The organism is Bradyrhizobium sp., assembly GCF_035484855.1.
Lineage (GTDB): Bacteria > Pseudomonadota > Alphaproteobacteria > Rhizobiales > Xanthobacteraceae > Bradyrhizobium.
The window spans coordinates 17,188-42,185 of sequence record NZ_DATHOP010000109.1; the positions used below are offsets into that span (position 1 = coordinate 17,188).

Genomic DNA, 24,998 nt, shown 5'->3' on the forward strand with positions numbered 1-24,998 from the left:
GAGGCGTACGTGCTTGGCGATCCCTATTGGATGGCGCTGTCGACCATGCCGACCGGAATTGGCACCGCCGCGGTCTCCGACGGCACGTCGGGAAAGCGGGTCTCCCAACCGCCGCCGAGCGCCTTGAACAACTGCACCAGGTCGAGCGAGACGTTGGTGGTGCTGGTGGCGTATTGCTGATCCGCCTGTAGCAGCGTGCGTTCCGCATCGAGCACGGTGAGAAATTCCGTGACGCCGTCCGTATAGCGCGCGCGTGCCAGACCGAGCGCGGCGCGGGCGTGATCGGCCTGCGCCCGCAGCCGCGTGCGGCGGATCTGTTCGAGGTGATGGGCGACCAGCGCGTTCACCACGTCATGCCAAGCCTGCAGCACGGTCTTGCGATAGGTGATGGCCGCTTCCTGCTGCTGCGCTTCGCGCAGCGCGAGCGTCGAGCGCAGCCGGCCGCCCGCGAAGATCGGCAGCGTGACCTGGGGTCCGACCATGTATTGCAGCGAACTCGCGTCGTACAGATGCTTGATGTCGAGCGAGTCGAAACCGACGGTGCCGTTCAATTGCACCTTCGGATAGAAGTCGCCGACCGCGACGCCGATATTGGCGGTCGCGGCATGCAGTTGATCCTCGGCGGCGCGGATGTCGGGACGCCGCCGCGCCAGTTCGGAGGGAATCCCGAGCGGAATGCGCGGCGGTCCGGTTCGCGTCATCAAAATTGAGCCAAGCTCGGACTTCAGCGTCCCCGGTGGCTGGTCCAGCAGCAGGCTGAGCGCATTGATGTATTCCGACTCCTGCTGCTGCAACTGCGGTATCTGGGCGCGGATGTTCTCGACCTGGGCGGCGGCATTCTCGACGTCGAGGCCGTTCTGCAATCCATGCTGCTGGCGATCCTGCACCAGCTGCAGGATATCGCGATCGACTTTGAGATTATCGTTGGCGATCCTGATCTGGGTCTGGACGCCGCGCAGCTGCATATAGTCTCGCGCCAATTCGGCGAGACTCGAGACCAGCGCGTCGCGGCGCTGGTCCGCCGCCTGATCGACCTGGGCATCGGCCGACTCGACCTGCCGGCGGATCCTGCCCCAAAGATCGATCTCCCACGAAGCGTCGAAGCCGGAATAATACTCGTTGATCGGCCCCGGGGCGACGCCGCCGCCGGCCGACGGCCCGAGCAGGCCGCTCAGCAGGCTGACGATGCCGTTCTTGCTGTATTGCTCGCGCGTGTATTTGTCATCGGCGTTGAGCGAGGGGAATTCGGCGGCGGCGGCGACGCCGCGTTGAAAGCGGCTTTCCGCGAGCCGCAGCGTCGCGGTCCGGACGTCGAGATTGGCGTCGGCCACGCGCTGTTCGAGACCGGTGAGCACCGGATCACGGAACACGTTCCACCAGGTCGGATCGGTCGGCGCCGGCAAGTGCGCCGTGCCGACAAGTCGTCCGTCGTCGCCAAAGAACGACTTCTCGGGCAGATGGGAATCCGGCTCGACGAAATTTGGCCCGACCGTGCAACCCGCGACAAGGCCCAACATCCCGACGACGCCGAACCAGTCCCTGAGCGTCCGCAAATTCATTCAATGCGCTCCGCCGGGGCCGCCGCCGCCGATCTTGGGCGAGAGCAGGAAGCAGAAGGGTACCACGATGAAGGCCACGATGGAGCAGTAATAAAATACGTCGGAATAGGCCAGGACGGACACCTGCGCGCGAAATGCCGAATAGACTTGCCCGACGGCGACATTGTGCACGGCCGCTCCCGCCCGTCCCATCGAGCGCAGGGACTGTTCATAGGTCGCGATCAGTGCGTCATATGGCTGGTGGAACGGACTTGCCCATTGCGACAGGTAGGTCTGGTGAACCTGCGAACGTTGCACGATCTCCGCCGTCGAAAGCGAAATTCCGATCGAGCCGAACACGTTGCGGAACATCGAGAACAGCGCGGCCCCGTCGCCGTTGAGACGGCGCGGCAGCGTCATATAGGCAACGGTGCTGATCGGGACGAAGAGAAATCCGAGGCCGGCGGTCTGCGCGGTGCGCATCTTCACCAGCGTCTCGAAATCGATGTTCGGCGTGATCGTGCTGGAATACAATAGCGCCAGGCCCATGATGGTGAACCCCAGCGCGATGATGTAGCGGGTCTGCAGTACCTGCATCAGCTTGCCGACGATCGGTATCAGCACGATCACCATCACGCCACCGGGCGACAGCACCAGCCCCGCCCAGGTCGCGGTGTAGGACAGGTTCTGCTGGGCGAATTGTGGAATGATGACCGCGCTGGCGTAGAGGATCCCGCCGGTCGCGCCGATCATGATGCAGCCAGCCGCGAAATTGCGGTCCTTGAACACCGCGAGATTGACGATCGGCTTCTTGGCCACCAGCAGCCAGCCGATCGCACCGAGGATGCCGAGGAAGGCGATCAGCGCCATCAGCCAGATGAAGCCGGACTGGAACCAGCCGTCGTCCTCGCCGCGGTCCATCATGATCTGCAGGGAGCCGAGCCCAAGCGTGATCAGCGACAGCCCGATATAGTCGACGCCGCGGCTTCTTTTGTTTTTCTCCCATGGCGGATCTTCGACCAGCACCGAAACCAGGAACACCGCCAGCACCCCGACCGGGATGTTGAGAAAGAAGATCCAGCGCCAGCTTGCCTGGTCGGTGATATAGCCGCCCAGCGTCGGGCCGAGCACCGGGGCCACGATCGTGGCAATCGCCGTGACGCCGAAGGCCGCGCCGCGCCTTTCGGGCGGAAAGGTGTCGAGGATGATGGATTGCTGGTTCGGTTGCAGCCCGCCGCCGAAAAACCCCTGCGCCAGCCGGTAGATGATGAGCTGGGTAAGACTGTCCGCGGTGCCGCACAGGAACGAGCACACCGTGAACATCGCGATGCAGATGATGAAATACCGTTTGCGGCCGAACACATCGCTGAGCCAGCCCGAAATCGTCAGCACGATGCCGTTGGCCACCAGATACGAGGTCAGCGCCCAGGTCGCCTCGTCGCTGCTCGAGGAAAGGCTGCCGGCAATGTGCGGCAGCGCCACGTTGACGATCGTGGTGTCGAGAATTTCCATGAATGCCGCAAGCGTCACCGTAACAGCGATTAGCCAGGGATTGTAGGCCGGCTTCCAGGCTGCGGCCGGCAGCGGGCCCGCGGTTTCGACGGCGCTCATCGGACGGTCACCGTCGGTTCGGCCGAGATTCCCAGCGGCAGCGGAATATCCGGATTGAGGCCGCTGTCGATCACGATCTTGACCGGCACGCGCTGCACCACCTTGACGAAGTTTCCGGTCGCGTTCTCGGGAGGGAAGGCCGTGAACTTGGAGCCCGAGCCCAGCTGGATGCTGTCGACATGGCCGCGAAGGTCGAGCTTCGGATAGGCGTCGATGCTGATCCGGACCGGTTGTCCTTTGCGCATGTCCGAAAGCTGGCTCTCCTTGAAGTTGGCGGTGATCCAGACCTCGGGCGCGACGATCGAGAGGATTTGCTGCCCGGCGGTGATGTAGTTGCCGGCCTCGACGTTTCGTTTGGTGATCCAGCCGTCCTGCGGGGCTTTCACCTCAGTCCACGACAGATTGAGGTTGGCCTGGTCGAGCCGCGCCTGGGCCTGCTCGACCTGCCCCTTCAGCTGTCCGACCTGGGCGTCGGTCTCGCCGATCCGCTCCGTTACCGGCGAATTTTCGGTCACCTGCGCTTCGGCAAGCGCCACCTGCGCCTCCCCCTGCTTGAGCGCCGCGGTCGCGGCATCGACCTCCTGCTGCGAGGTCGCCGGTTTCGGCAGGTCGCGCTGGCGTTCGTAATCGGCCTGGGCCCTGATCAGATTCGCCTTGGCGCTGGCGAGTTGCGCCTTGGCCTGCTCGAGCTGCGCCGGAAAGTTCTTTCGCGCGATCGCGGCGCCGAGTTGCTGTCCCTCATACTGGGCCTTCGCGGTGGCCAGCGCACCCTCCGCCTGGTCGCGGTCGTTGATGAATTGCCTGGGATCGATGCGGATCAGCGGCTGGTCCTTCTTGACGAACTGATTGTCATTGATCTCGAGCGAAACCACGACGCCGGAAACCTGTGGCGCGATGGTGATGGCGCGACCGTCGGTGTAGGCGTCGTCGGTGCTTTCCAGATTGCGGGTGGTAATCCAGTAGTAGAGACCGCCGCCAACCAACAGGAGAACGATGACGATCCCTATTGCAATGATCGGCGGGCGGCGGTGCTTGCGGGCCTCTTGCTCCGCCTGTTCCTCGCGCCTGTCGCCGGACTCGTCGGGAGCCTTGGCAGCTTTGCGGTCGCCGTCGCCTTTTTCGCTATTGTCGGCATTTCGCGAGGGCGGTTGCCGATCGCCGTCCGCCGGGCGCCCTGTATCATCGCGACTTGCGGCGTCGCGGTCGGTATCGCGGTCGGTCATCGACATCCGCTCCGTGGGTGAGCGCCGGAGCCGGCGAACGCGCCGGAAACTTAACCGAACCCATTAATCGGAAATATAAAATGGGGACGAGCCGAGTCAACCGACGCCGGACGCTGCGAAAAATTCAAATGGCAAAACACCATCGCGAGGCACCCAAATGTCGCCGGGCGGACCTTTGCGACGTTCCGCGGCTCAGGTAAGCTCGCACGAAGTGCCGGGGGTTTTGCGGCGATCCATGGAACCGCCGGCCGGGGGCGCGGTTATTACGGGTTCCATTTCCGGGTTCCGGCGATGAATATCCTTGATCCTCAGGGGCCGATCGGGGCCGCCGACAAGACGATCCTGATCGATTCCATCGCCATCATGCTGGCGATCGTGCTGCCGACGATTGTCGCCATTTTCGCGTTCGCATTCTGGTTTCGGCAGTCAAATCCCCGCGCTCACTATCGTCCCGATTGGGCTCATTCCGGCCGCATCGAGCTTGTGGTCTGGTCGATCCCGGCGCTCACCGTCATCCTGCTCGGCGGCGTCGCATGGATCGGCGCGCATCTGCTCGATCCGGCCGCGCCGGTCGAAGGCACGGGAAGCCCGGTCAGGATCCAGGTCGTGTCGCTCGACTGGAAATGGCTGTTCATCTACCCGGACCAGCGGGTTGCCACCGTCAATACGCTGACCGTGCCGGTCGGTGCGCCGCTGCAGTTCGAGCTGACATCGGCAAGCGTGATGAACGCCTTCTACGTCCCGCAGCTCGGCAGCATGATCTACACTATGAACGGCATGGTCACCCGGCTCAACCTGCGCGCCGATCAGGAGGGTGATCTTCAGGGCCTGTCGGCGCATTTCAGCGGCGACGGATTTCCCGACATGCTGTTCGACGTCCACGTCATATCGCCGCTCGCATTCCCCGACTGGGTGAAGACCACGCGCAGCGATCAGGTCCTCAACGCCGAAAGCTACCAGGAACTCGCCCGGCAATCGGTCGAGAAGTCGAGACCGACCTTCCGGCTCGACGATCCCGGGTTGTTCGGAGCCATCGCGACCCAAAAAATCCCGCCCGCGCCGGGGCCGAAAATAACCTCGGAAGGCGCGCAATCCTATCTCGGAGCGAGCGATGTTCGGTAAGCTCAGTTGGTCGGCGATCCCGTTCGATCAGCCCATTCCGCTCGTTGCGGGAGCTGTCGTGCTGGTCGCGATCCTGGCGGTTCTCGCCTGGGTCGTCATCAAGGGCCATCTGCCCTATCTCTGGAGCGAATGGATCACCAGCGTCGACCACAAGCGGATCGGCGTCATGTACACGCTGCTTGCGTTGGTGATGCTGCTGCGCGGATTTTCCGACGCCATCATGATGCGCGGGCAACAGGCGGTCGCCTATCACTCGCAAGGCTATCTGCCGCCGGAGCATTATAACCAGATCTTCTCGGCGCACGGCACCATCATGATTTTCTTCGTGGCGATGCCGTTCGTGATCGGATTGATGAACCTGGTGGTGCCGCTGCAGCTCGGCGTCCGCGACGTCGCGTTCCCGACTCTGAACTCGGTAGGCTTCTGGCTCACCGCGACCGGCGCGCTGCTGGTCAACATCTCGCTGGTGGTCGGCGAATTCGCGCGCACCGGCTGGCTGCCCTATCCGCCGCTGTCGGAACTGACCTATTCGCCGGGCGTCGGCGTCGACTACTATCTGTGGTCGCTTGAAATCTCCGGCATCGGCACGCTGGTTGCCGGCATCAATCTCGTCACCACCGTGCTGAAGCTGCGCACCCGGGGCATGACCTATATGCGCATGCCGATGTTCTGCTGGACCACGCTCGCCTCGAACCTCTTGATCGTCGCGGCGTTCCCGATCCTGACCGCGACGCTGGCGATGCTGATCCTCGACCGCTATTTCGGCTTTCATTTCTTCACCAATGAGGCCGGCGGCAACGTCATGATGTTCATGAACCTGATCTGGGCCTGGGGCCATCCGGAGGTCTACATCCTGGTCCTGCCGGCGTTCGGCATCTTCTCCGAAGTGGTCGCGACCTTTTCCGGCAAGCCGCTGTTCGGCTACCGGTCGATGGTGCTGGCCACCATGGCGATCTGCGTCATCTCGTTCATGGTCTGGCTGCATCATTTCTTCACCATGGGTGCCGGACCGAACGTCAACGCGATCTTCGGCATCGCCAGCATGGTCATCGCGGTGCCGACCGGCGTGAAGATCTATAACTGGCTGTTCACGATGTATGGCGGGCGCATTCGCTTCACGACGCCGATGTTGTGGTCGATCGGATTCATGGTCACCTTCATCCTCGGCGGCCTGACCGGCGTGCTGGTCGCCGTGCCGCCCGCCGACTTCCTGCTGCACAACTCGCTTTTCCTGGTCGCGCATTTTCACAACGTGATCATCGGTGGCGTGCTGTTCGGCGCGTTCGCCGGCTACACCTACTGGTTCCCCAAGGCGTTCGGCTTCCGCCTGCAGGAGGGCCTGGGCAAGGCGGCGTTCTGGTTCTGGCTGATCGGCTTCTATGTCGCCTTCATGCCGCTCTATGCGGTCGGCTTCCTCGGCATGACCCGGCGCATGCAGCACTACGACGTCGCGGAGTGGCGTCCCTGGCTGCTGGTGGCCGGTGGCGGCGCCGTGCTGATCCTGATCGGAATCATCTTCCAGATCGCGCAGCTCGTGGTCTCGATCCGTCATCGCGAGGAATTGCGCGATCGCACCGGCGATCCCTGGGATGGACGCTCGCTGGAATGGGCCACCGCCTCGCCGCCGCCAGTCTTCAATTTTGCCATTCCGCCCGATGTGCGCGGCGAGGGCGCTTACTGGGAGCAGAAATCCCGCGCCGAACGGCCGTATCTCGCAACGGCGGAACCGGACTACCAGGACATCGAAATGCCCCGCAATTCGCCGACCGGATTCGTCTGCGCGTTCTTTGCGACCGTCACGGGCTTTGCGCTGATCTGGCATATCTGGTGGATGGTGGCCGCAGGGCTCATTGGAGCGTTCGCGACCTTCGTGGTGTTCGCCTGGCGCGACCATGACGAGTACGTCATTCCGGCTGAAGAGGTCGCCCGCATCGACCGCGCCAATCTGGCGGAGCGCCGCGCGCTGGCCGGGCTCGCAGGGAGAGCGTGAGATGACGGACGCGACGATGGCATATGCCGATGGCGATCTGCATCATCTGCGAGGCACGGTCGCGCATAGCGGGCCCGCATCCAAGCGCATCGTCACCGGCTACGGCTTCTGGATCTTCATCCTCTCCGACATGGTGATGTTCTCGGCGTTCTTTGCGACCTATGCCGTGCTGCTCGGGCAGACGGCGGGGGGCCCGGGCGGCCGCGAATTGTTCGACCTGCGCAACGTCGCGATCGAGACCGGCTTCCTGTTGGCCTCGAGCTTTACCTGCGGGCTGGCCACTATCGCCGCCGACGTCCGCAACAAGCTCTGGTTCCAGGTCGCGATGGCCGTGACCTGCGTCCTTGGCCTCGCCTTCCTGACGATCGAGGGCCGGGAATTTGCAAGTCTGGTCGCGCGCGGTGCCGGGCCGACGCGCAGCGCGTTCCTGTCGGCGTTCTTCACGCTGGTGGGTTGCCACGGCATGCACGTCTCGGCTGGCGAACTCTGGCTCCTGACCATGATGGCGCAGGTCTTCGCCAAGGGCTTTCGCGCCGATATCCAGCGCCGCATCCTCTGCTTCGCGCTGTTCTGGCACGCGCTGGACATCATCTGGGTCGCGGTATTTTCGGTCGTCTATCTCTTGGGGAGCGCCGTATGAGCGATGAAGTTCAGGGCTTTGACAATCATGCCGACCTGGCGCCCGGCGATGAAGAGGAAGCCAGTATCGGCTCAAGGCTGCTTGGATATGTCGCAGGCCTTGGCCTTGCCATTCTGCTGACGGCAACGTCGTTCTTCGTTGCCGGCACCGACCTCGTCTGGCAGCCCAGCATTCCCGTCGCCATCATCGTGCTGGCGATCGCGCAGATGGGCGTGCATCTGGTGTTCTTCCTTCACATCACGACGGGGGCCGACAATACCAACAACGTGCTGGCGCTCGCCTTCGGCCTGTTGATCGTGTTTCTCGTGATCGGAGGCTCGCTGTGGATCATGGCCAACCTCAATCACAACATGATGCCGATGGACCAGCTCATGCAGATGCAGCGGTAGCCGCGCGCTCCAATGGAACCGAGGGCGCCGAAAAATTACGCGCAAGCGGCCAAAAATTAAGGCTTCTTTCAGGTTTGATTAAGGCTCCATTAAGTACAGATTCTCGTTGTTCCCCAATAGGTTGGGTTGTCATCGAGTGTGGCCCTCGGGTGACAGCATTTTATTCAAAAGCTGGCTAAGTGCGCGCCATGGATGGACGCCGACACGCGGCGCCTCTCGAAATAAAATGATCTGTCGGAGAACAACAATGAAGAAGCTTCTACTCGGTACTGTGGCCCTCGTCGCCCTCGGCGCGACCGTGCCAGCACTGGCCGCCGATCTCGGCACCCGCGCGCCCTATTACAACAAGGCCCCGGCCTATGCCGCGCCGATCTACAACTGGACCGGCTTCTATATCGGCGGTCACGTCGGCGGCGCCTTCTCCAGCGGCAACAATTTCAACGGCCTTGCCACCGGCAACAACGGCAACGGCCGCTTCCTCGGCGGTCTGCAGGGTGGCGCGGATTACCAGTTCGCCCCGAACTGGGTGGTCGGCCTCGAAGCTCAGTACAGCTGGCTCAGCGGCAATGTCGGCGCCGTGTTCCCCGGCGGCTTTGCCTACAACAACAACCAGCGCGGGCTCGGCTCGGTGACCGGCCGCGTCGGCTACACCTGGGGTCCTGGCCTGCTCTACGTGAAGGGCGGCTACGCCTATTCCGACAACAACGAATCGGTGACGCTGGGCGGCGTGCCGGTCGCATTCACGACCGACGTCAACCACAGCAACGGCTACACCGTCGGCGCCGGTCTCGAATATATGTTCGCGCCGAACTGGTCGGCCAAGGTCGAGTACCAGTATTACAACTTCGGCAGCGCCCGCTTCCTCACCCCGGCGCCCTTGATTCCGTTCGGCAGCTTCACCACCGACGACCATGTCGTGAAGGTCGGTGTGAACTACCGCTTCAACTGGGCGAGCCCGGTGGTCGCCCGTTACTGATCGGCGTCGATCGAAAGCGCGGAAAAGGCCGGCCTCGTGCCGGCCTTTTTCTTTGGGTTACGCAAATTTTGCGCAAATCCGCGAAAAGTTCCCGGTTTTGTTAACCATGCACCGCGATACTGCCGACCGGTATTTCCACGGACAGGGCGGGGGCGGTATGGCGGGGCGCTTCGGGAGCGGCAAGCTCTTTGGTTTCTTGAGGTTTCTTCGTCCGCGCTGGGGCGTGCGGGGCAGCCTGTTCGCCGCCTTCGCCACCATCGCCGGCATGGCGATCGTCATCAGCGCCGGAGCCGGCATGGTGCTGGGTCACCTCGGCAGCACCATGATGGATTTGAGCGGGCTGGACATCCCGCGGCTTGCCACCAGCCTGCAGCTTGCCGCTGAGAGTGCGACCCTGGCCAGCCAGGGGCCGGTGCTGCTCGCCTCCGAAAGCCAGGATGTGCTGGACGAACGCATCAAGAAAATACAGGAGACGCAGACGGGCACGCTCAACAAGCTCGGAGAGATCATCGAGCTCGGCGCCGACAAGACGGTGATCGCGGCATTGACCGAGACGGTCAAGAACATCGACGAAAACACCAAGAGCCTGAGCTCGGCGGCGCGCGAGCGGCTGGATGCCGCAGCCCGGCACCAGAAGCAATATGAGGCGCTGCGCAAGGCTCAGGCCGGCTTCGTCGCAGCCTCAGCGCCCGCGATGATGGACGCCCAGGGCCGGATCAACGCGATCCTCACCTCCGCCAACCTTTCTCCCGACGATGCCGCGCAATCGGCGCGCACCGTCGACCAGCTCGGCAGTATCGTCGCCGGCGGCAACCTGATGGCCGCCGACATGACCGCCGCGCTATCGGCGAATTCGAGCGACACGCTGGAGGCGATCGAAAAGGAATTCAAGGCCACGCTGGCAAGCGTCAGGCCCACCCTCGATGCCCTGCCGATCAATGCCGGAACCAAAGCGCTGAAGGACGTCGCGCTGGAACTGTTGGCGCTCGGCGAGGGCAAGACCGGCGTATTCAAGCTTCGCCAGAAGGAACTCGACGCCAACGATTACGGCCAGCTCGTGCTCGAGGAGACCCGCAAGCTCAATGTCGGTCTCGACATCAGCGTCCAGCAACTCGTCGACGCCGTGCAGAAGGAAACCAATACCTCGGCCTTCCTGGCGCGCCAGGAAATTGCCCTGGCGACCAAGGTGATGCTGGCACTCGGTTGTCTCACTCTGGTCGGATCGGCGCTGTTCGTCTGGCTCTATGTCGGCCGCAACATCCTGCGCCGGATCGGCAAGCTGCAGCGCTCGATGCAGCTTCTGTCCGACGGCGACCTCGAATCGGAAGTCTATCGCTCGCACCAGCATGACGAGATCGCAACGATGGCGAATGCGCTGCATATCTTCCGCGAGAGCATGATCGAGGCTCGCGCGCTCTCCGCCGATCAAAACAGGGATCGCGCGGCCAAGGCCGAGCGCGCCACCCGGATGGAGGCGCGGATCGTCGAATTCGAGACCACCGTCCGCGGCGCGCTGGACGCATTGCAGGAATCCGCCGGCTCCATGCAGGACACCGCACAGAGCATGGCGGCGACCGCCGATCAATCCAGCGCGCTGGTGAGCGCGGTGGCTTCCGCGGCCGAGGAAACCTCGGTCAATGTGCAGACGGTGTCCTCGGGCACCGAGCAGTTGTCCTCGTCGATCGCGGAAATCGGCCGCCAGGTCGTCAGCTCGGCGCAGATCGCGCACAAGGCCGTCGATGAAGCAGGCGCCACCGACGCCACCATGCAGGGACTTGCCGAAAACGCCGGCCGCATCAGCGTCGTGGTGGACCTGATCCAGACCATTGCCTCGCAGACCAACCTGCTCGCGCTCAACGCCACCATCGAAGCCGCGCGCGCCGGCGAAGCCGGCCGCGGCTTTGCCGTGGTCGCCTCCGAAGTCAAGAGCCTCGCCAACCAGACCGCGAAGGCGACCGACGAAATCCGCGCGCAGATCGCCAGCATGCAGCAGGTGACGACGTCGGCGGTCGGCGCCATCCGCAACATCACCAATACCATCAGCGAGATCAACGAAGTGACCACGGCGATTGCGGCCGCCGTCGAACAGCAGGGTGCGGCGACCCGCGAGATCGCCCGCAACATCCAGCATGCCGCCGGCGGCACGTCGGAGGTGTCCAGCAACATCATCGGCGTCTCCACCGCCTCCAGCGAGGCCGGATCGGCCGCCAGCGCCGTGCTGAGCGCCTCCGGCGCGCTGCGCCACGAGGCCAGTGTGCTGCGCGCCGAAATCGACGCGTTCCTGTCGAATATCCGGGCGGCTTAGAACGTCGTCATTCCGGGGCGCTCGCAAGAGCGAACCCGGAATCTCGAGATTCCGGGTTCTATGCTTCGCATAGCCACGGAATGACGGGTTGAATCAAAGCACCCATGTGCTTAGCCCAAGCCCGCATCTGCTTTTTCGGCTGGCGCCGCGCCGAATGTGCGGCTAAGCCGATATGGAACAACTGCGATTCAAGCGATGGATACGAAAACAGACACGATTCAGTCCTCGGCCGAGGCGCTCCGCTACCCCTGGGAAAATCACCCCGGGCCCGATCAGGTCGTCGAGGTGATGCCGGGCGTATTGTGGGTACGGCTGAAGCTGCCGTTCCGCCTCAACCATGTGAACATCTATCTGCTCGCCGACGGCGACGGGTTTGCGATGGTGGATTCCGGCTTCGGTAACGAGGAATCGATCGCGGCCTGGACCGCATTGTTCGAGGGCCCGCTCAAGCATGTGAACATCACCCGCCTGATCGTGACCCATTCGCATCCCGACCATGTTGGGCTCGCGGGATGGATCGTCGAGCGCTTCAACTGCCCGCTGCAGATGTCGCAGGTCGAATATCTGCAGTCGGTTTACCATCAGAACCGCGGCACCGAAGAACGCAAGATGGCGCAGCGGCTGTTCTTCCGCCGCCATGGCATGGACGAGAACCTGACCGACAAGCTGCTCGGCCGCGGCCAGGATTACCTGAAGCGGGTTTCGATCCTGCCGCCGGCCTATCGCCGCATCAGCCACGGCGACGAGATCTCGATCGGCACGCGGCGCTTCAAGGTCATCACCGGCGGCGGCCATGCGCTGGACCAAGTGATGCTGTATTGCGCCGCCGACAAATTGTTCATCTCCGCCGACCAGGTGCTGAGCAAGATCTCGCCCAATGTCAGCGTCTGGGCGGTGGAGCCCGACCAGAACTCGCTCGGCGAATATCTGGCCTCGCTGGCAAGCCTGACCACGACGCTGCCCTATGACGTCATCGTGCTGCCCGGCCATGGCGTGCCGTTCTACGGATTGAAGACCCGCATCAAGCAGCTCGCCGACCATCACGAGGACCGCTGCCGGCTGATCGCCGAAGCCTGCCGGGAGAGCTCGAAAACCTCCAAGGAGCTGGTGCCGGTGGTGTTCCACAAGCACGTGCTCGACGTGCACCAAATGGGTTTTGCCGCCGGCGAGTTGATCGCCCATGTCAACTACATGCTGGTGGAGGGCCGCCTGACATCAGAGGAAGTCGACGGCGTGCTGCGCTTCACGACCACCTGAATTTTACCGCCTCGAACGGTTTGTTGCCGGCACGATTTGTGACATCAGCGCGAAAAACGCTGATATCGCAGCTGTTTTATCGATACGTCGTGGCAGGCCTGAAATGTCGCCGACACGGCGACCGCATCTGGCAATTTTCGATTTGCAATCGTAGCATGCGCCATTCTAACAGGGGGAGTGGGCCATGGTCCTTGGTATGAGTCTGTCTGCCTTTACCACCTTGCACGTCGTCATCAGCCTGATCGCCATCCTCGCCGGCCTCATCGTGATGTTCGGCATGCTCGGCAGCAACCCGATGCCGGGCCTGACTGCGATATTCCTGCTGTTCACGATCCTGACCAGCGCCACCGGCTTCCTGTTTCCGTTCAATGGGGTGACGCCGGGAGACGTCGTCGGCGCGCTCTCGCTGGTGCTGCTGGCGATCGCCTGCATCGCGCTTTACGTCATGAAGCTCTCCGGCGGGTGGCGCTGGATCTATGTCATGACCGCGCTGATCTCGCTTTATCTCAACGTGTTCGTGCTGGTGATCCAGAGCTTCCTCAAGATACCGGCCCTGACCGCGCTGGCGCCCGGCAACCCGCCGACGGGTCCGGTATTCGCGGTGGTCCAGGGCATCGTGCTGGTGTTCTTCGTCGTCATGATTATCGGCGCGGTCAGGCGATTCCGGCCGGCGTAGGTTTGCCCGGGATGAACGTCATCCTGTTCGGCGCAACCGGCATGGTCGGGCAGGGCGTGTTGCGCGAATGCCTGCTCGACCCCGGTGTCGAGAGCGTGCTCGTGGTCGGGCGCAGCCCGACCGGGCAGCAACACGCGAAATTGCGCGAGCTCCTGCGCGACGACTTCGTGGATTATTCGGACGTCGAATCGCAGCTCGCGGGCTTTGATGCCTGCTTCTTCTGCCTCGGCGTGTCCTCGATCGGCATGGACGAGGAACGCTACCGGCATCTGACCTACGACATCACGCTGGCCGCGGCGCGGGTATTGGCACGGCTCAACCCGCAGATGGTATTGGTCTATGTCAGCGGCCGCGGCACCGACTCCACCGAACAGGGCAGCCTGATGTGGGCACGCGTCAAGGGCAAGACCGAGAACGATCTGCTCAAGCTGCCGTTCAAGGCGGCCTATATGTTCCGTCCCGCCGGTATCCAGCCGCTGCATGGCATCCGCTCCAAGACCGGCTGGGTGCAGGCCATCTATGTGGCGACCTCGCCGCTATTGTCGCTGCTCAACCGCGTGGCGCCGAAATACATGACCACGACCGAGCAGGTCGGCCGGGCCATGATCAAGGTGGCGCGGGACGGTTTCCCAAAACTGGTGCTGGAGAGCGAGGATATCAATTCGCTCTAATTGTCATTCCGGGGCGCGCGTCAGCGCGAACCCGGAATCTCGAGATTCCCCGGTGCGCAATTGCGCACCTGAGGTCTGGTCCTTCGGACCATCCCGGGATGACGGCTGAAGGTCCCACCCCATCAAATCGCCGCAAATTTCACGCCTTTGCCACCCGGGGCGCATTCGCTCTATACTTTATGAATAATAACATCGGGGGGCGGCATGGATCGCATTCGCATCGTCGGCGGCAACAAGCTCAACGGCACCATTCCGATTTCGGGTGCGAAGAATGCCGCGCTGCCGCTGATGATCGCGGGCCTGTTGACCGAGGAGACGTTGATCCTCGACAACGTGCCGCGGCTTGCCGACGTGGCGCAATTGCAGCGCATTCTCGGCAATCACGGCGTCGATATCACCTCGGTCGGCAAGCGCTCCGGCGACCATGAATATCAGGGCCAGACCCTGCACATCTCGGCGGCCGACATCATCGACACCACGGCGCCATACGAACTGGTGTCGCGGATGCGCGCCTCGTTCTGGGTAATCGCGCCGCTGCTCGCGCGGATGCATGAGGCGAAGGTTTCGCTTCCCGGAGGCTGCGCGATCGGCACGCGGCCGGTCGATCTCCTGATCATGGCGCTGGAGAAACTCGGCGCTGAAATTGCCATCGACGGCGGCTATGTGGTGGCCAAAGCGCCCGGCGGCCTGAAGGGCGCGGCAATCGATTTTCCCAAGGTGACGGTGAGCGGCACCCATGTCGCGCTGATGGCGGCAACGCTGGCAAAGGGCAAGACCATCATCACCGGCGCCGCCTGCGAGCCGGAAATCGCCGACGTCGCCGATTGCCTCAACAAGATGGGCGCGCGCATCGCGGGCGCCGGCACGCCGCGCGTCATCGTCGAGGGCGTGGCAAAACTCCACGGCGCGCGGCACACCGTGCTGCCCGACCGAATCGAGACCGGCACCTATGCGATGGCGGTGGCGATGACCGGCGGCGATGTGCAGTTGGCCGGCGCCCGGCCGGAACTGCTGCAATCGGCGCTCGACGTGCTGAGCCAGGCCGGCGCTGATATCACCGCGAACAATGAGGGCATTCGCGTCGCCCGCAACGGCGCCGGCATCCGCCCGGTGACGGTTTCGACCGCGCCATTTCCCGGCTTTCCCACCGACCTGCAGGCGCAGCTGATGGCGCTGATGGCCTGCGCCAAAGGCTCATCGCAGATCACCGAGACGATTTTCGAGAATCGTTTCATGCATGTGCAGGAGCTGGCGCGGTTCGGCGCGCGGATCAGCCTCGACGGCGAGACCGCGACCATCGACGGCATCGCGCAATTGCGCGGCGCCCCGGTGATGGCGACCGATTTGCGCGCCTCGGTGTCGCTGGTGATCGCCGGGCTCGCCGCCGAAGGCGAGACCATGGTCAATCGCGTCTATCACCTCGACCGCGGTTTTGAGCGGCTCGAGGACAAATTGTCGGCCTGCGGCGCCACCATCGAGCGCCTCAGCGGATAGGTCGTGGGATGCGATAAGGTGGCGCCTCAGCTCAAATTGATCGCGCTCGATGCCGACGATCTCGCGGTGATTTCGGCGCACGTCCAGGATGCCCGGGTGCAGGCCTCCGACATTCTGTGGCGGCAGGACGAGAGGCGGCTGGTGATCGGCATGAGCCGGCTGGACTGGGAACAGACGTTTTCAGGCGAAACCTCGCCGCGCCGCCTGATCGCAGCGTTGCGCTTCGACCGGGTGCTGTCGTGCAAGTCCCGTAACATCGGTTCGGCCACCGCGGAGACCGCGCTCGAACTGGTCGGGATCGAATTCCACCCCGCCGACACGCCGAGCGGCAGCGCCGTGTTGCTGTTCAGCCATGGCGGGGCGTTGCGGCTCGACGTCGAATGCCTGGAATGCGAGCTGACCGACCTCGGCGCCGACGACCTTGGAACCAGCGACGGCGCCGATGGCGCAGGGCTGGGGGTGTGACTTGGCCGTCATTCCGGGGCGATGCCACCGGGTCCGCGCGAAAGCGCGGCCCGATGACAGGCTCCGCATCGAACCCGGAATCTCGAGATTCCGGGTCTGGTGCGGAGCCTGTCATGGGGCGGCGCAGAGCGCCGACCCGTTGGGACCATCCCGGAATGACGCAAGGAGCGAGTTCAAGGGTTGACGGCCAATTCCCGCCGCGCCATTGAGCAGTGGGCCGAGAATCCCGGTCCGGAAAGCCACCATGCCCGTCCGCCTCGACCGCAGCAGCGCCGATTTCACCGAGCGATTCGCGGCCTTCCTCGCGATGAAGCGCGAGGTGGCGGCCGATATCGAGCTTGTCGCCCGCGCCATCGTCGACGATGTCGCCGCGCGCGGCGATGCGGCACTGATCGAGGCGACCTTGAAATTCGACCGGCTCGAACTCGATGCGAGCGGCTTGCGTGTGACGCCGGCCGAAATCGACGCCGGCGTAAAAGCCTGCGACGCCGCGACGCTGCAGGCGCTGCAATTCGCCCGCGACCGCATCGAGGTGTTTCACCGCAGGCAACTGCCAAAAGACGAGCGCTTCACCGACGCGCTTGGCGTCGAGCTCGGCTGGCGCTGGAGCGCGATCGAATCGGTCGGGCTCTATGTGCCCGGCGGCACCGCGGCCTATCCGTCCTCGGTGCTGATGAACGCGGTGCCCGCGAAAGTGGCGGGTGTCGGCCGCGTGGTGATGGTCGTGCCTTCGCCCGACGGCAGGCTCAACCCGCTGGTGCTGGCGGCCGCCGATCTCGGCGGTGTGACCGAGATCTATCGTGTCGGCGGCGCGCAGGCAGTCGCGGCGCTCGCTTATGGCACCGCGACGATTGCGCCGGTGGCGAAAATCGTCGGCCCCGGCAATGCCTATGTCGCCGCGGCCAAGCGGCTGGTGTTCGGCAAGGTCGGCATCGACATGATCGCCGGGCCGTCGGAAGTGCTGGTCATCGCCGACAACACCGGCAATGCCGGTTGGATCGCGGCGGATCTGCTGGCGCAGGCCGAGCACGACGTCAACGCGCAATCGATCCTGATCACGGATTCGGCCGCGCTCGCCTCCGAGGTCGAACGCGCGGTGGAATCGCAGCTTGCCACGCTACCGCGTGCCAACATCGCGCGCGCCTCGTGGAACGATTTTGGCGCCGTCATCCTGGTCAAGCGCCTCGATGACGCCGTGGAGCTTGCCAATGCCATCGCCGCCGAGCATCTGGAGATCATGACCGCGGAGCCGGAGCAGTTCGCGGCAAACATCCGCAATGCCGGCGCGATCTTCATCGGGGCGCACACGCCCGAGGCAATCGGCGATTATGTCGGCGGCTCCAACCATGTGCTGCCGACCGCGCGCTCGGCGCGGTTCTCCTCGGGCCTCGGCGTGCTCGACTTCATGAAGCGGACCTCGATCCTGAAATGCGGCCCCGACCAGTTGCGCGCGCTGGGACCGGCGGCGATGACGCTCGGCAAGGCCGAGGGGCTGGACGCACATGCGCGTTCGGTCGGGATGCGTCTCAACTTGACATGAGCAGTCCGCCACCAGAGAAGGATTCGCAGAACCGCATCGTCGCGGTGACGCTCGATGAGGAATCGATCGGGCGTTCCGGTCCCGACATCGAGCACGAGCGCGCGATCGCGATCTACGATCTGATCGAACAGAACCTGTTCGCGCCGGAGGGCGCGAGTGACGGGCCGTTCACGCTGCATATCGGCATCACCGGCAACCGGCTGATGTTCGATATCCGCAAAGAGGACAGCACGCCCGTGGTGGCGCATCTGCTGTCGCTGACGCCGTTCCGGCGGATCGTGAAGGACTATTTCATGATCTGCGACAGCTATTACGAGGCGATCCGTACCGCGACGCCGGACAAGATCGAGGCCATCGACATGGGCCGCCGCGGCATCCACGACGAAGGCTCGCGCACGCTGCAGGAACGGCTGAAGGGCAAGGTGCGGGTCGATTTCGAAACCGCGCGCCGGCTGTTCACGCTGATCTGCGTGCTGCACTGGAAAGGCTAGACCCCGTGGACGCGCCGCGCGCGCGCGCCCCGCAGGCCGTGTTGTTCGCATGCGCCCTGAACAGCGTGCGTTCGCCGATGGCCGAAAGCCTGCTGCGGCACATGTTTCCAGGCAGCCTCTATGTGAAATCCGCCGGCGCCCGCAAGGGCGAACTCGACCCGTTCGCGGTCGCGGTGATGGCGGAACTCGGCCAGGATATTTCCACCCACAGGCCGATGACGTTCGAGGAGCTCGACGACTGGGAGGGGCTCAATTTCGATCTCATCATCACGCTGTCGCCGGAGGCGCACCACAAGGCGCTGGAACTCACCCACACCATTGCCGCCGAGGTCGAATACTGGCCGACCCAGGATCCGACCGGCATTGAAGGTAGCCGCGAGCAAAAGCTCGCCGCCTATCGCGACGTTTGCGACGCCCTGTCGATGCGCATCCGCCGGCGCTTTGCGCGGGCGGGCGCGGCGAGCGGGTGATGGCACACCGCCGTCATTCCGGGGCGATGCGAAGCATCGAACCCGGAATCTCGAGATTCCGGGTCTGGTCCTTCGGACCATCCCGGAATGACGAGCCCCTTTTCGCCGCCGTCGGAGATGGGCGCGGTTGTCTCCTCCCATCCCTTCCGATAGGTTCCGCGCGCATTCCCGCCCCCGGTAAAAACCCGCATGCTAGGCCGCCCCAAATTCGTTCTCGCCTCCGGTTCGCCGCGACGCCTTTCCCTGCTGAACCAGGCCGGCATCGAGCCGGACGCGCTGCGCCCGGCCGACGTCGACGAGACTCCGAAGCGGGGCGAGTTGCCGCGCGCCTGCGCCAACCGGCTGGCGCGGGCCAAGGCCGACGCCGCGCTGAAATCGGTGCAACTCGACGACGAGTTGCGCGGGGCCTTCATTCTCGCCGCCGACACCGTGGTCGCGGTCGGCCGCCGCATCCTGCCGAAGGCAAACCTGGTCGACGAAGCCGCGCAATGCCTGCGGCTGTTGTCGGGCCGCAACCACCGCGTCTACACCGCGATCACGCTGGTGACGCCGAAGGAAGCGTTCCGCCAGCGCCTGGTCGAGACCCGCGTCCGCTTCAAGCGGCTGAACGAGGACGACATCCAGGCCTATATCGGCTCCGGCGAATGGCGCGGCAAGGCCGGCGGCTACGCCGTGCAGGGCATCGCCGGATCCTTCGTGGTCAAGATGGTCGGCTCCTACAGCAATGTGGTGGGCCTGCCGCTCTACGAATCGGTGACGCTGCTCGGCGGCGAGGGTTTTCCCATTCGCTTCGGCTGGTTGAATGCCACGTGAACCGAAAAAAGCCGCGGGCCGGGGCAAGCGAACGCCCAAGCCAAAACCGTGCCCGATCTGCGGCAAGCCCGCCACCGAGGCCTCGCGCCCCTTCTGTTCCGAGCGCTGCCGCGACGTCGACCTGAACCGCTGGCTGTCCGGCTCCTATGTCGTGCCCGGCCGCGACAACGCGGACGAGGACGCAGAATAGCAAAATATCGAAAACAACCCCATGCAAAGTAGCACGGCATCGCTGGCATGGATTGTTTGAGCGCGAGAACATTTTGACATGTCGGGCAAATCACCGGCACTATTCCATCTCACGCAATTTGTGAAACGCCCATGGCCCAGCCCGACAACGGGCTTTCTCACCTCTCCGCTCGCGGGGGAGCATAGGCCGCCTTCGGCGGCCGTTCTCAGGAATGACGCCGAAGCAAGGCTTCGGCTATGTCGCATCGTGAGATGCGATCCGGGTGGGGGAAGCTCTCTCCATACGAACAGTCTGACTCGCGGCGCCACCCCCACCCCGGCCCTCCTCCGCAAGCGGAGCGGTAGCGCGACGCCGTCGCGGTCAAATAGGTGAGATTTCCCAGTCATTTGGGCGATGTGACGAAGCGAGGCTGCGTCACGCCTGGCCGCCCGTCTTCGCCCTTCGGGCTACGCCGGACAGGCAGGCGCAGCGTGGTGGACAGCGCTGCCTCGCCTGACTATAAACCGGCGCTCCCGGGCCTTAGCGCCGGGCAGTGCCCGGGTAGCTCAGTTGGTAGAGCAAGCGACTGAAAATCGCTGTGTCGGTGGTTCAATTCCGCCCCCGGGCACCATTTTCTGCTCCCGACTTGGTCGATGGTATTGGCTTTGACCAATCCGGTCGGTTTAGATGCAATGGAAGTCGACATGTTGCGGATCTAGGAAGGCTCGTTTCCCGAAAACCTATCTGTCGGGTACTCGATGGCTGACTACTATTCCCTTCTGTCCCGGGCAGTTGCAGGGCTGGAGAGCAATACAGACGAGATGCGGCAGGCGCTGTATCAGCGCGTGCGGACGATCCTTGTCGATAATCTGCGTAATCAGAAGCCACCAGTTCCTGGCGCCGAGATTGAGCGTGAACGCCTTGTGCTTGAGGAGGCGATTCAGAAGGTCGAACAGAAATCGGCGAACCCAACATCGCAAAGCGGAACCACGGCACACGACCACCAATCGGAATTGCCCGCACGAGGCAAAACCCCCACCGCCGATCACAAAGGTCGCGGCGGAGAGATCTCGCTTTCGAAAAACAAGGCAATCGTCGCCTTGTACGAGGACGCTGACGCATTCTCCTTCATGCACCACAGCGCTCATCTCTGGCTTGAGGAAATGATACGAGATGCGGACGACTCGCGCGCCCTTCCTTGGGTAAGGAGCGATCTTGATGTAATTCTCAAGTGGCTTGGCGTAGCACATGCGGATGAACTCACGGCTGCGCGTCATGAACAATGGGCGCTTGGGTTCGAACAATACTTGGCCGAAGGTCGCGCGCCGTCCACGGCCTTGGCTGGCGCGTTCGAGCATTTCAAGTCATGGGCGCCTCAACGCGCAGCCAAATACGCCGGTATTCCGCTTACCGACGAAGTACGCGGTGTTATCGACCGAATGCTTGCAACGGATCAGGAATTGCGAAATCGGGCGCACGCCCCGGAGAAAATACCATCGGAAGCTTCTGCTATTCCCCGTGGGGCCGCTTCTAATCAACCGACCGCCTGGTCCTGGACGGACGCAACCTTCTGGAAGAAGGCTGGGCTCATAGCCGTCGTCGTGTGGTGCGCGCTTATCGCCATCTTATCGGCGATGAGTAGAGACTTCCGGTGGTTCGAATACCGCGGCGCGCTCGGACCCGCCTCGATCACCGCGATTGCCGGATTGATCATCATATTAGCCCTTTGTGCTGGTGTGCCGTGGCTGTTGCGGCCAACCAGCTCGACGGCGGCGGACCCCACGCGCACATCCGAGCAAGCGGGCGCGCGCCAGCGAAAACATCGGCAACTGAATTCCCATGTGACGCCGATCAAAGCGGCACCCACGCTTTGGCGGCTCAATGGCTGCGGAGTCACCCTTCTCGGACTCTTCCGCGATCCCGATATCGTGCCGCTCTATTTTTCCGTTCACACATTTACAGTCTTTTGGATTCCGGTCTGTCCGCTCGGCATATATCTGGTGAGGGCGACTGGCGACAGGTCGTATCAATTTCACGGAACGATATCGGTCTCGAATTTCGGCAAGCTTTACCCAAATGGCATGCTGCGACTTGCTGCATCCTGCCTACTCGAAAGCGGTATTTGGATAGTCGCGATTCTGTTGATCTTCGGACTAATCGCGCTTGTGTTCCCTCATGGACATTATGGATTCCGCGTACGGATTTAGAGGTGAAGCCCTCCTCCACAAGGCGTAACCCGCATCCACCGTAATTCCGTCACCGTAATTCTGTAACGCTTTGTGATCGCGGCTTCGACTTCCATTCCAGATCAGCCCCGATCATAGAACTGCATCGGGCTTGGTCTCCGTGGCCACATCATTTGGTGCACCAGCGCGCGGAGTTGGTGGTTGCTCCCGATCTCCGACAGCTCACGTCCATAACGGGTTTCGGCGGCCTCCTTCGCGCTGCTTGCCTCGACTTTCTGATAGTCATTCTCGGATAAGAGCCTTACCTGAAAAGTAGACATTGGAATCTCCGTTGAGTCCTTGATTCATCATAGCGCATCACGGCAATCCACGCTCATTTGGGTAGCGATCCGGGCAGGTAATTATTCTTCTTTCCGAAAAATTACTTATGCTGTCAATTGCTTAGCAGATCTGTGTGGTCCCGCCCTAGCTGGGCACCATTGGTTGTCCGCTACTCTCAGACGATGGCATCGGCTCCCTCAAACAGGCGATGCTCATTGCTGAAGTGGGTTCGAGGGCGCCGGTTCCAATCCGCCCTGCGGCCCTAGCGCTTGGCCTTCGCTGCCAGGCGCTCGTTGAACGAGCGCAGATCGATCACTGTCCTCCGGTGCGTGCCGTTGCCGATCTCCTCAAGCTCGTCGCTCGCAGAGACCTTGAACTCGATCCGCTTTCCCTCGACCTTGATCACTTCGGCTTCGGCGCGAACGGTGTGGCCGACCGGGGTTGCAGCGAGGTGCCGTACATTGATCGCGGTCCCGACCACGCTTTCGCCCGGCTCGAGATACGGCCGGATCGCGTTCAGCGCGGCGTTTTCCATCATCATGATCATCATCGGCGTCGCCAGCACCGGCGGCAGCATCGCGTCCTTGAATTGATTGGCGAGATGCGCAGGCTCGACGCGCATCGTGAACGTGCCTTTCGTTCCCGGCGGTATCTGGCGCATTCAGTCACCTCCCATCTCGGCAGCAAGCACCAAATAAGCCGGTTTCGGGTCGGCTCGCATTAAATAACTGTTTATGGAGCCGGTGGGGCGGGTTGGGCCCCAACGGGTCCGCGCAAAGCGCGGCCCGATGACAGGCTCCGGCGTAACCCGCCATCCTTTTCGTCGGCGAATGGTGGATTGCGACTGTGCAGTCCAGAGCGTCGCTCTCACGCCGCCTCGTAAGACGCGATTTTCCTGATCTGCGGCGCAAGCGCGTCTTCGGCGGTTTCGAGATCGAAGCGCGCCTGCATGTTCATCCAGAACGCAGCTCCGGTTTTGAAGAATTTTCCGAGCCGCAGCGCGGTGTCGGCGGTAACGGGCTTCTCCTCGCGCGCGATGCGTTCGATCCGGGTGCGCGGCACGTGCAGCGCGGCCGCGACCGCGTAAGGTGTCAGCTTGAGCGGAACGAGAAATTCTTCCCGCAGGATTTCGCCGGGATGAACCGGCGGAAGTTTCTTTGCCATGTGCTAACTCCCATTCGGCGGCCACAGGCGGCCGGTCTGGCTAGTGATAGTCGATGATCTCCACGTCTTCGGGGCCCGCATCGGTCCACCTGAACATGATCCGCCATTGATCATTGATGCGAATCGAGTGCTTGCCCGCCAGATCGCCCTTGAGAGCTTCAAGGCGGTTACCGGGAGGCGAGTTCAAGGCCTCGAGAAAGACGGCAGCATCCAACATGATTAGTTTTCGGCGAGCCACCCTGGCGAGATTTGCCGGGAAACCCTTCGGGACCATGCGGCCCTGAAGGATCGGCTCGGCAAACTTCCCTTTGAAGCTCCGGATCATGGACGCAACGTATCCCTTCAGGATACGTATTGCAAGGCTTCCGTATCTCGACGAGATACTACCTCCCGCGCTATCCCACCCCATACTTCTCGAACAAATCCTCCGCAAACTTCAGCCCCAGCCCCGCTCCGCTCGGCACTGTCATTTCGCCGTTGACCGGCATCGGCGGTTCGTCGAACAAGCGCCAGGTCCATGGCATGTATTCTACGACCAGCCCGTTCGGGATGGCGGCGACCAGGTGGACGTGGATTTCCGGCAGCAGATGACTGGCGACCTTCTTGTTGAAGGCCTCCGCCATGCCGGCGACCTTCATCCATTGCGTGACGCCGCCGACCCGCAGCAGGTCGATCATGGTGATGTCGATCGAATGATGCGACATCGCCTGGCGGTGCGGCTCGATGCCCCAGAGATATTCGCCGGCGCAGACCGGCGTCGTCAGCGCGTCGGCGATTTTTGCGTGGCCCTGGTAGTCGTCGCAGGTGGTCGGGTCCTCCAGCCAGCCGAGGCCGAGCTCCTCGATGCGACGGCCGATCGAGATCGCTTCCGCGACGCTCCAGCGCTGGTTGATGTCGACCATCAGATTGACGTTGGGCCCGACCGCGTCGCGGATCAGGCGGATGCGCTCGATTTCCTGCGCGGGCGTAAAACCTTCCACCGCCATCTGGGTCTTGATTTGAGTGTAGCCTTTCTCGACCAGCGCGGAAGCGGCGCGTTCGATCTTGTCGTTCGGCGTGGTGCGCGTCAGCGCGCCAGAGGCATAGGCCGGCACCTTGTCGCGCAAGCCGCCCAACAGCCGCGCCAAGGGAATGCCGAAGGCTTTGCCGCGGATGTCCCATAACGCCGTATCGATCGCCGACAGCGCGAGATCCACAATGCCGCCGCGGCCGCAGGAGGCGGACGCGGCCCGCAGTTTTGCGATCACCTGCTCGGTGCGCATCGGGTCGTCGCCGATGATCAACTCGCCAAAGTCCTCGATCGCGGCACGCAGCGCGCGCACCAGTTTGCCGCCGAAGCCGGTGACGCCGATGCCCTCGATGCCCTGATCGGTCTGGAGCTGCACGGTGAAGAATTCGCGCAGCATTCCGGGCATGTAGGGCGCGCCGACCAGCGGCTCCTCCAGCGGCAGGCGAACGAAATTGACTTTTATCGCTTGAATTTTCAT

Annotated in this window: 24 protein-coding genes and 1 tRNA gene; 18 read left to right on the forward strand and 7 right to left on the reverse strand. The window is 63.1% G+C overall.

Translation table 11 applies throughout. From position 1 onward, the window contains the following. Positions 1-23: 23 nt before the first annotated feature. Genes VK804_RS12665 through VK804_RS12675 form a run of 3 tightly spaced genes read right to left on the reverse strand, consistent with a single transcriptional unit; the run spans position 24 to position 4,372 of the window. Entirely contained in the window at positions 24-1,559 is a 1,536-nt protein-coding gene (locus tag VK804_RS12665; RefSeq protein ID WP_325371157.1) for an efflux transporter outer membrane subunit, read from the reverse strand. After that, positions 1,560-3,149, reverse strand: coding sequence for a DHA2 family efflux MFS transporter permease subunit (locus VK804_RS12670; RefSeq protein WP_325371158.1), 1,590 nt, complete (start codon positions 3,147-3,149; stop codon positions 1,560-1,562). It lies immediately after the preceding gene. Then, entirely contained in the window at positions 3,146-4,372 is a 1,227-nt protein-coding gene (locus VK804_RS12675; protein ID WP_325371159.1) for an HlyD family secretion protein, read from the reverse strand. The genes VK804_RS12670 and VK804_RS12675 overlap by 4 nt, the downstream gene beginning before the upstream one ends. Positions 4,373-4,663: 291 nt before the next feature. Between VK804_RS12675 and cyoA the strand changes: the two genes are divergently transcribed. The 18 genes from cyoA to VK804_RS12765 all read left to right on the forward strand — a co-directional run bounded on the left by cyoA (position 4,664) and on the right by VK804_RS12765 (position 22,047). Continuing rightward, positions 4,664-5,494: a ubiquinol oxidase subunit II gene (cyoA, locus tag VK804_RS12680; protein WP_325371160.1), complete on the forward strand. Its 831-nt coding sequence runs from the start codon at positions 4,664-4,666 to the stop codon at positions 5,492-5,494. Next, a complete protein-coding gene (gene cyoB, locus VK804_RS12685) occupies positions 5,484-7,484 on the forward strand; it encodes a cytochrome o ubiquinol oxidase subunit I (protein WP_325371161.1) in 2,001 nt (666 codons plus the stop codon). Before cyoA ends, cyoB begins: the two co-directional genes overlap by 11 nt. 1 nt (position 7,485) lies before the next feature. Continuing rightward, positions 7,486-8,124: a cytochrome (ubi)quinol oxidase subunit III gene (locus VK804_RS12690; RefSeq protein WP_325371162.1), complete on the forward strand. Its 639-nt coding sequence runs from the start codon at positions 7,486-7,488 to the stop codon at positions 8,122-8,124. Beyond that, positions 8,121-8,513 (forward strand): cytochrome o ubiquinol oxidase subunit IV, encoded by a 393-nt coding sequence (gene cyoD / locus VK804_RS12695; RefSeq protein ID WP_325371163.1) that lies wholly within the window; start codon positions 8,121-8,123, stop codon positions 8,511-8,513. Before VK804_RS12690 ends, cyoD begins: the two co-directional genes overlap by 4 nt. A gap of 247 nt (positions 8,514-8,760) precedes the next feature. Continuing rightward, a complete protein-coding gene (locus tag VK804_RS12700; protein ID WP_325371164.1) occupies positions 8,761-9,489 on the forward strand; it encodes an outer membrane beta-barrel protein in 729 nt (242 codons plus the stop codon). Positions 9,490-9,646: 157 nt separating this feature from the next. Next, positions 9,647-11,794, forward strand: coding sequence for a HAMP domain-containing methyl-accepting chemotaxis protein (locus tag VK804_RS12705; protein WP_325371165.1), 2,148 nt, complete (start codon positions 9,647-9,649; stop codon positions 11,792-11,794). A gap of 195 nt (positions 11,795-11,989) precedes the next feature. Beyond that, a complete protein-coding gene (locus VK804_RS12710) occupies positions 11,990-13,051 on the forward strand; it encodes an MBL fold metallo-hydrolase (protein ID WP_325371166.1) in 1,062 nt (353 codons plus the stop codon). Between the two features lie 184 nt (positions 13,052-13,235). Next, positions 13,236-13,727, forward strand: a complete 492-nt coding sequence (locus VK804_RS12715; protein WP_325371167.1) for a hypothetical protein — start codon at positions 13,236-13,238, stop codon at positions 13,725-13,727. 11 nt (positions 13,728-13,738) lie between these two features. Beyond that, positions 13,739-14,398, forward strand: coding sequence for an NAD-dependent epimerase/dehydratase family protein (locus VK804_RS12720; RefSeq protein WP_325371168.1), 660 nt, complete (start codon positions 13,739-13,741; stop codon positions 14,396-14,398). A 204-nt stretch (positions 14,399-14,602) separates the two neighbouring features. Continuing rightward, a complete protein-coding gene (gene murA, locus VK804_RS12725; RefSeq protein WP_325371169.1) occupies positions 14,603-15,892 on the forward strand; it encodes a UDP-N-acetylglucosamine 1-carboxyvinyltransferase in 1,290 nt (429 codons plus the stop codon). Positions 15,893-15,910: 18 nt separating this feature from the next. Next, positions 15,911-16,357, forward strand: coding sequence for a DUF2948 family protein (locus VK804_RS12730; protein ID WP_325371170.1), 447 nt, complete (start codon positions 15,911-15,913; stop codon positions 16,355-16,357). Positions 16,358-16,601: 244 nt separating this feature from the next. Then, positions 16,602-17,897, forward strand: a complete 1,296-nt coding sequence (gene hisD / locus VK804_RS12735; protein WP_325371171.1) for a histidinol dehydrogenase — start codon at positions 16,602-16,604, stop codon at positions 17,895-17,897. Beyond that, positions 17,894-18,388 carry a UPF0262 family protein gene (locus tag VK804_RS12740; RefSeq protein WP_325371172.1) on the forward strand — a complete coding sequence of 165 codons (495 nt, stop codon included), beginning with the start codon at positions 17,894-17,896 and terminating at the stop codon, positions 18,386-18,388. The genes hisD and VK804_RS12740 overlap by 4 nt, the downstream gene beginning before the upstream one ends. A 5-nt stretch (positions 18,389-18,393) precedes the next feature. Further along, positions 18,394-18,858: a low molecular weight phosphatase family protein gene (locus VK804_RS12745; protein WP_325371173.1), complete on the forward strand. Its 465-nt coding sequence runs from the start codon at positions 18,394-18,396 to the stop codon at positions 18,856-18,858. 189 nt (positions 18,859-19,047) lie between these two features. Beyond that, the gene (locus VK804_RS12750; protein WP_325371174.1) at positions 19,048-19,671 is read left to right on the forward strand and encodes a Maf-like protein; all 624 of its coding nucleotides are present in this window, start codon (positions 19,048-19,050) and stop codon (positions 19,669-19,671) included. Next, a complete protein-coding gene (gene yacG / locus VK804_RS12755; RefSeq protein ID WP_325371175.1) occupies positions 19,661-19,861 on the forward strand; it encodes a DNA gyrase inhibitor YacG in 201 nt (66 codons plus the stop codon). The genes VK804_RS12750 and yacG overlap by 11 nt, the downstream gene beginning before the upstream one ends. 534 nt (positions 19,862-20,395) lie before the next feature. Continuing rightward, positions 20,396-20,471 (forward strand) — tRNA-Phe (locus VK804_RS12760). Between the two features lie 127 nt (positions 20,472-20,598). Further along, entirely contained in the window at positions 20,599-22,047 is a 1,449-nt protein-coding gene (locus VK804_RS12765) for a hypothetical protein (RefSeq protein ID WP_325371176.1), read from the forward strand. 562 nt (positions 22,048-22,609) lie between these two features. On the opposite strand, the gene VK804_RS12770 is transcribed toward VK804_RS12765, so the two are convergent. The 4 genes from VK804_RS12770 to VK804_RS12785 form a co-directional block, all read right to left on the reverse strand. Continuing rightward, positions 22,610-23,008: a thioesterase family protein gene (locus VK804_RS12770; RefSeq protein WP_325371177.1), complete on the reverse strand. Its 399-nt coding sequence runs from the start codon at positions 23,006-23,008 to the stop codon at positions 22,610-22,612. 206 nt (positions 23,009-23,214) lie between these two features. Further along, on the reverse strand, positions 23,215-23,511 hold the full coding sequence (locus VK804_RS12775; RefSeq protein WP_325371178.1) for a HigA family addiction module antitoxin: 297 nt from the start codon (positions 23,509-23,511) through the stop codon (positions 23,215-23,217). A gap of 40 nt (positions 23,512-23,551) precedes the next feature. Continuing rightward, positions 23,552-23,836, reverse strand: coding sequence for a type II toxin-antitoxin system RelE/ParE family toxin (locus VK804_RS12780; protein ID WP_325371179.1), 285 nt, complete (start codon positions 23,834-23,836; stop codon positions 23,552-23,554). A gap of 70 nt (positions 23,837-23,906) precedes the next feature. Next, entirely contained in the window at positions 23,907-24,998 is a 1,092-nt protein-coding gene (locus VK804_RS12785; protein WP_325371180.1) for a mandelate racemase/muconate lactonizing enzyme family protein, read from the reverse strand.

Excerpts from the sequence above, each read along its gene's own strand:
- VK804_RS12665 (WP_325371157.1), bottom strand. The coding sequence starts at position 1,559 with ATGAATTTGCGGACGCTCAGGGACTGGTTCGGCGTCGTCGGGATGTTG.
- VK804_RS12670 (WP_325371158.1), bottom strand. The coding sequence starts at position 3,149 with ATGAGCGCCGTCGAAACCGCGGGCCCGCTGCCGGCCGCAGCCTGGAAG.
- VK804_RS12675 (WP_325371159.1), bottom strand. The coding sequence starts at position 4,372 with ATGACCGACCGCGATACCGACCGCGACGCCGCAAGTCGCGATGATACA.
- cyoA (WP_325371160.1), top strand. The coding sequence starts at position 4,664 with ATGAATATCCTTGATCCTCAGGGGCCGATCGGGGCCGCCGACAAGACG.
- cyoB (WP_325371161.1), top strand. The coding sequence starts at position 5,484 with ATGTTCGGTAAGCTCAGTTGGTCGGCGATCCCGTTCGATCAGCCCATT.
- VK804_RS12690 (WP_325371162.1), top strand. The coding sequence starts at position 7,486 with ATGACGGACGCGACGATGGCATATGCCGATGGCGATCTGCATCATCTG.
- cyoD (WP_325371163.1), top strand. The coding sequence starts at position 8,121 with ATGAGCGATGAAGTTCAGGGCTTTGACAATCATGCCGACCTGGCGCCC.
- VK804_RS12700 (WP_325371164.1), top strand. The coding sequence starts at position 8,761 with ATGAAGAAGCTTCTACTCGGTACTGTGGCCCTCGTCGCCCTCGGCGCG.
- VK804_RS12705 (WP_325371165.1), top strand. The coding sequence starts at position 9,647 with ATGGCGGGGCGCTTCGGGAGCGGCAAGCTCTTTGGTTTCTTGAGGTTT.
- VK804_RS12710 (WP_325371166.1), top strand. The coding sequence starts at position 11,990 with ATGGATACGAAAACAGACACGATTCAGTCCTCGGCCGAGGCGCTCCGC.
- VK804_RS12715 (WP_325371167.1), top strand. The coding sequence starts at position 13,236 with ATGGTCCTTGGTATGAGTCTGTCTGCCTTTACCACCTTGCACGTCGTC.
- VK804_RS12720 (WP_325371168.1), top strand. The coding sequence starts at position 13,739 with ATGAACGTCATCCTGTTCGGCGCAACCGGCATGGTCGGGCAGGGCGTG.
- murA (WP_325371169.1), top strand. The coding sequence starts at position 14,603 with ATGGATCGCATTCGCATCGTCGGCGGCAACAAGCTCAACGGCACCATT.
- hisD (WP_325371171.1), top strand. The coding sequence starts at position 16,602 with ATGCCCGTCCGCCTCGACCGCAGCAGCGCCGATTTCACCGAGCGATTC.
- VK804_RS12740 (WP_325371172.1), top strand. The coding sequence starts at position 17,894 with ATGAGCAGTCCGCCACCAGAGAAGGATTCGCAGAACCGCATCGTCGCG.
- VK804_RS12750 (WP_325371174.1), top strand. The coding sequence starts at position 19,048 with ATGCTAGGCCGCCCCAAATTCGTTCTCGCCTCCGGTTCGCCGCGACGC.
- yacG (WP_325371175.1), top strand. The coding sequence starts at position 19,661 with ATGCCACGTGAACCGAAAAAAGCCGCGGGCCGGGGCAAGCGAACGCCC.
- VK804_RS12765 (WP_325371176.1), top strand. The coding sequence starts at position 20,599 with ATGGCTGACTACTATTCCCTTCTGTCCCGGGCAGTTGCAGGGCTGGAG.
- VK804_RS12770 (WP_325371177.1), bottom strand. The coding sequence starts at position 23,008 with ATGCGCCAGATACCGCCGGGAACGAAAGGCACGTTCACGATGCGCGTC.
- VK804_RS12775 (WP_325371178.1), bottom strand. The coding sequence starts at position 23,511 with ATGGCAAAGAAACTTCCGCCGGTTCATCCCGGCGAAATCCTGCGGGAA.
- VK804_RS12780 (WP_325371179.1), bottom strand. The coding sequence starts at position 23,836 with ATGATCCGGAGCTTCAAAGGGAAGTTTGCCGAGCCGATCCTTCAGGGC.
- VK804_RS12785 (WP_325371180.1), bottom strand. The coding sequence starts at position 24,998 with ATGAAAATTCAAGCGATAAAAGTCAATTTCGTTCGCCTGCCGCTGGAG.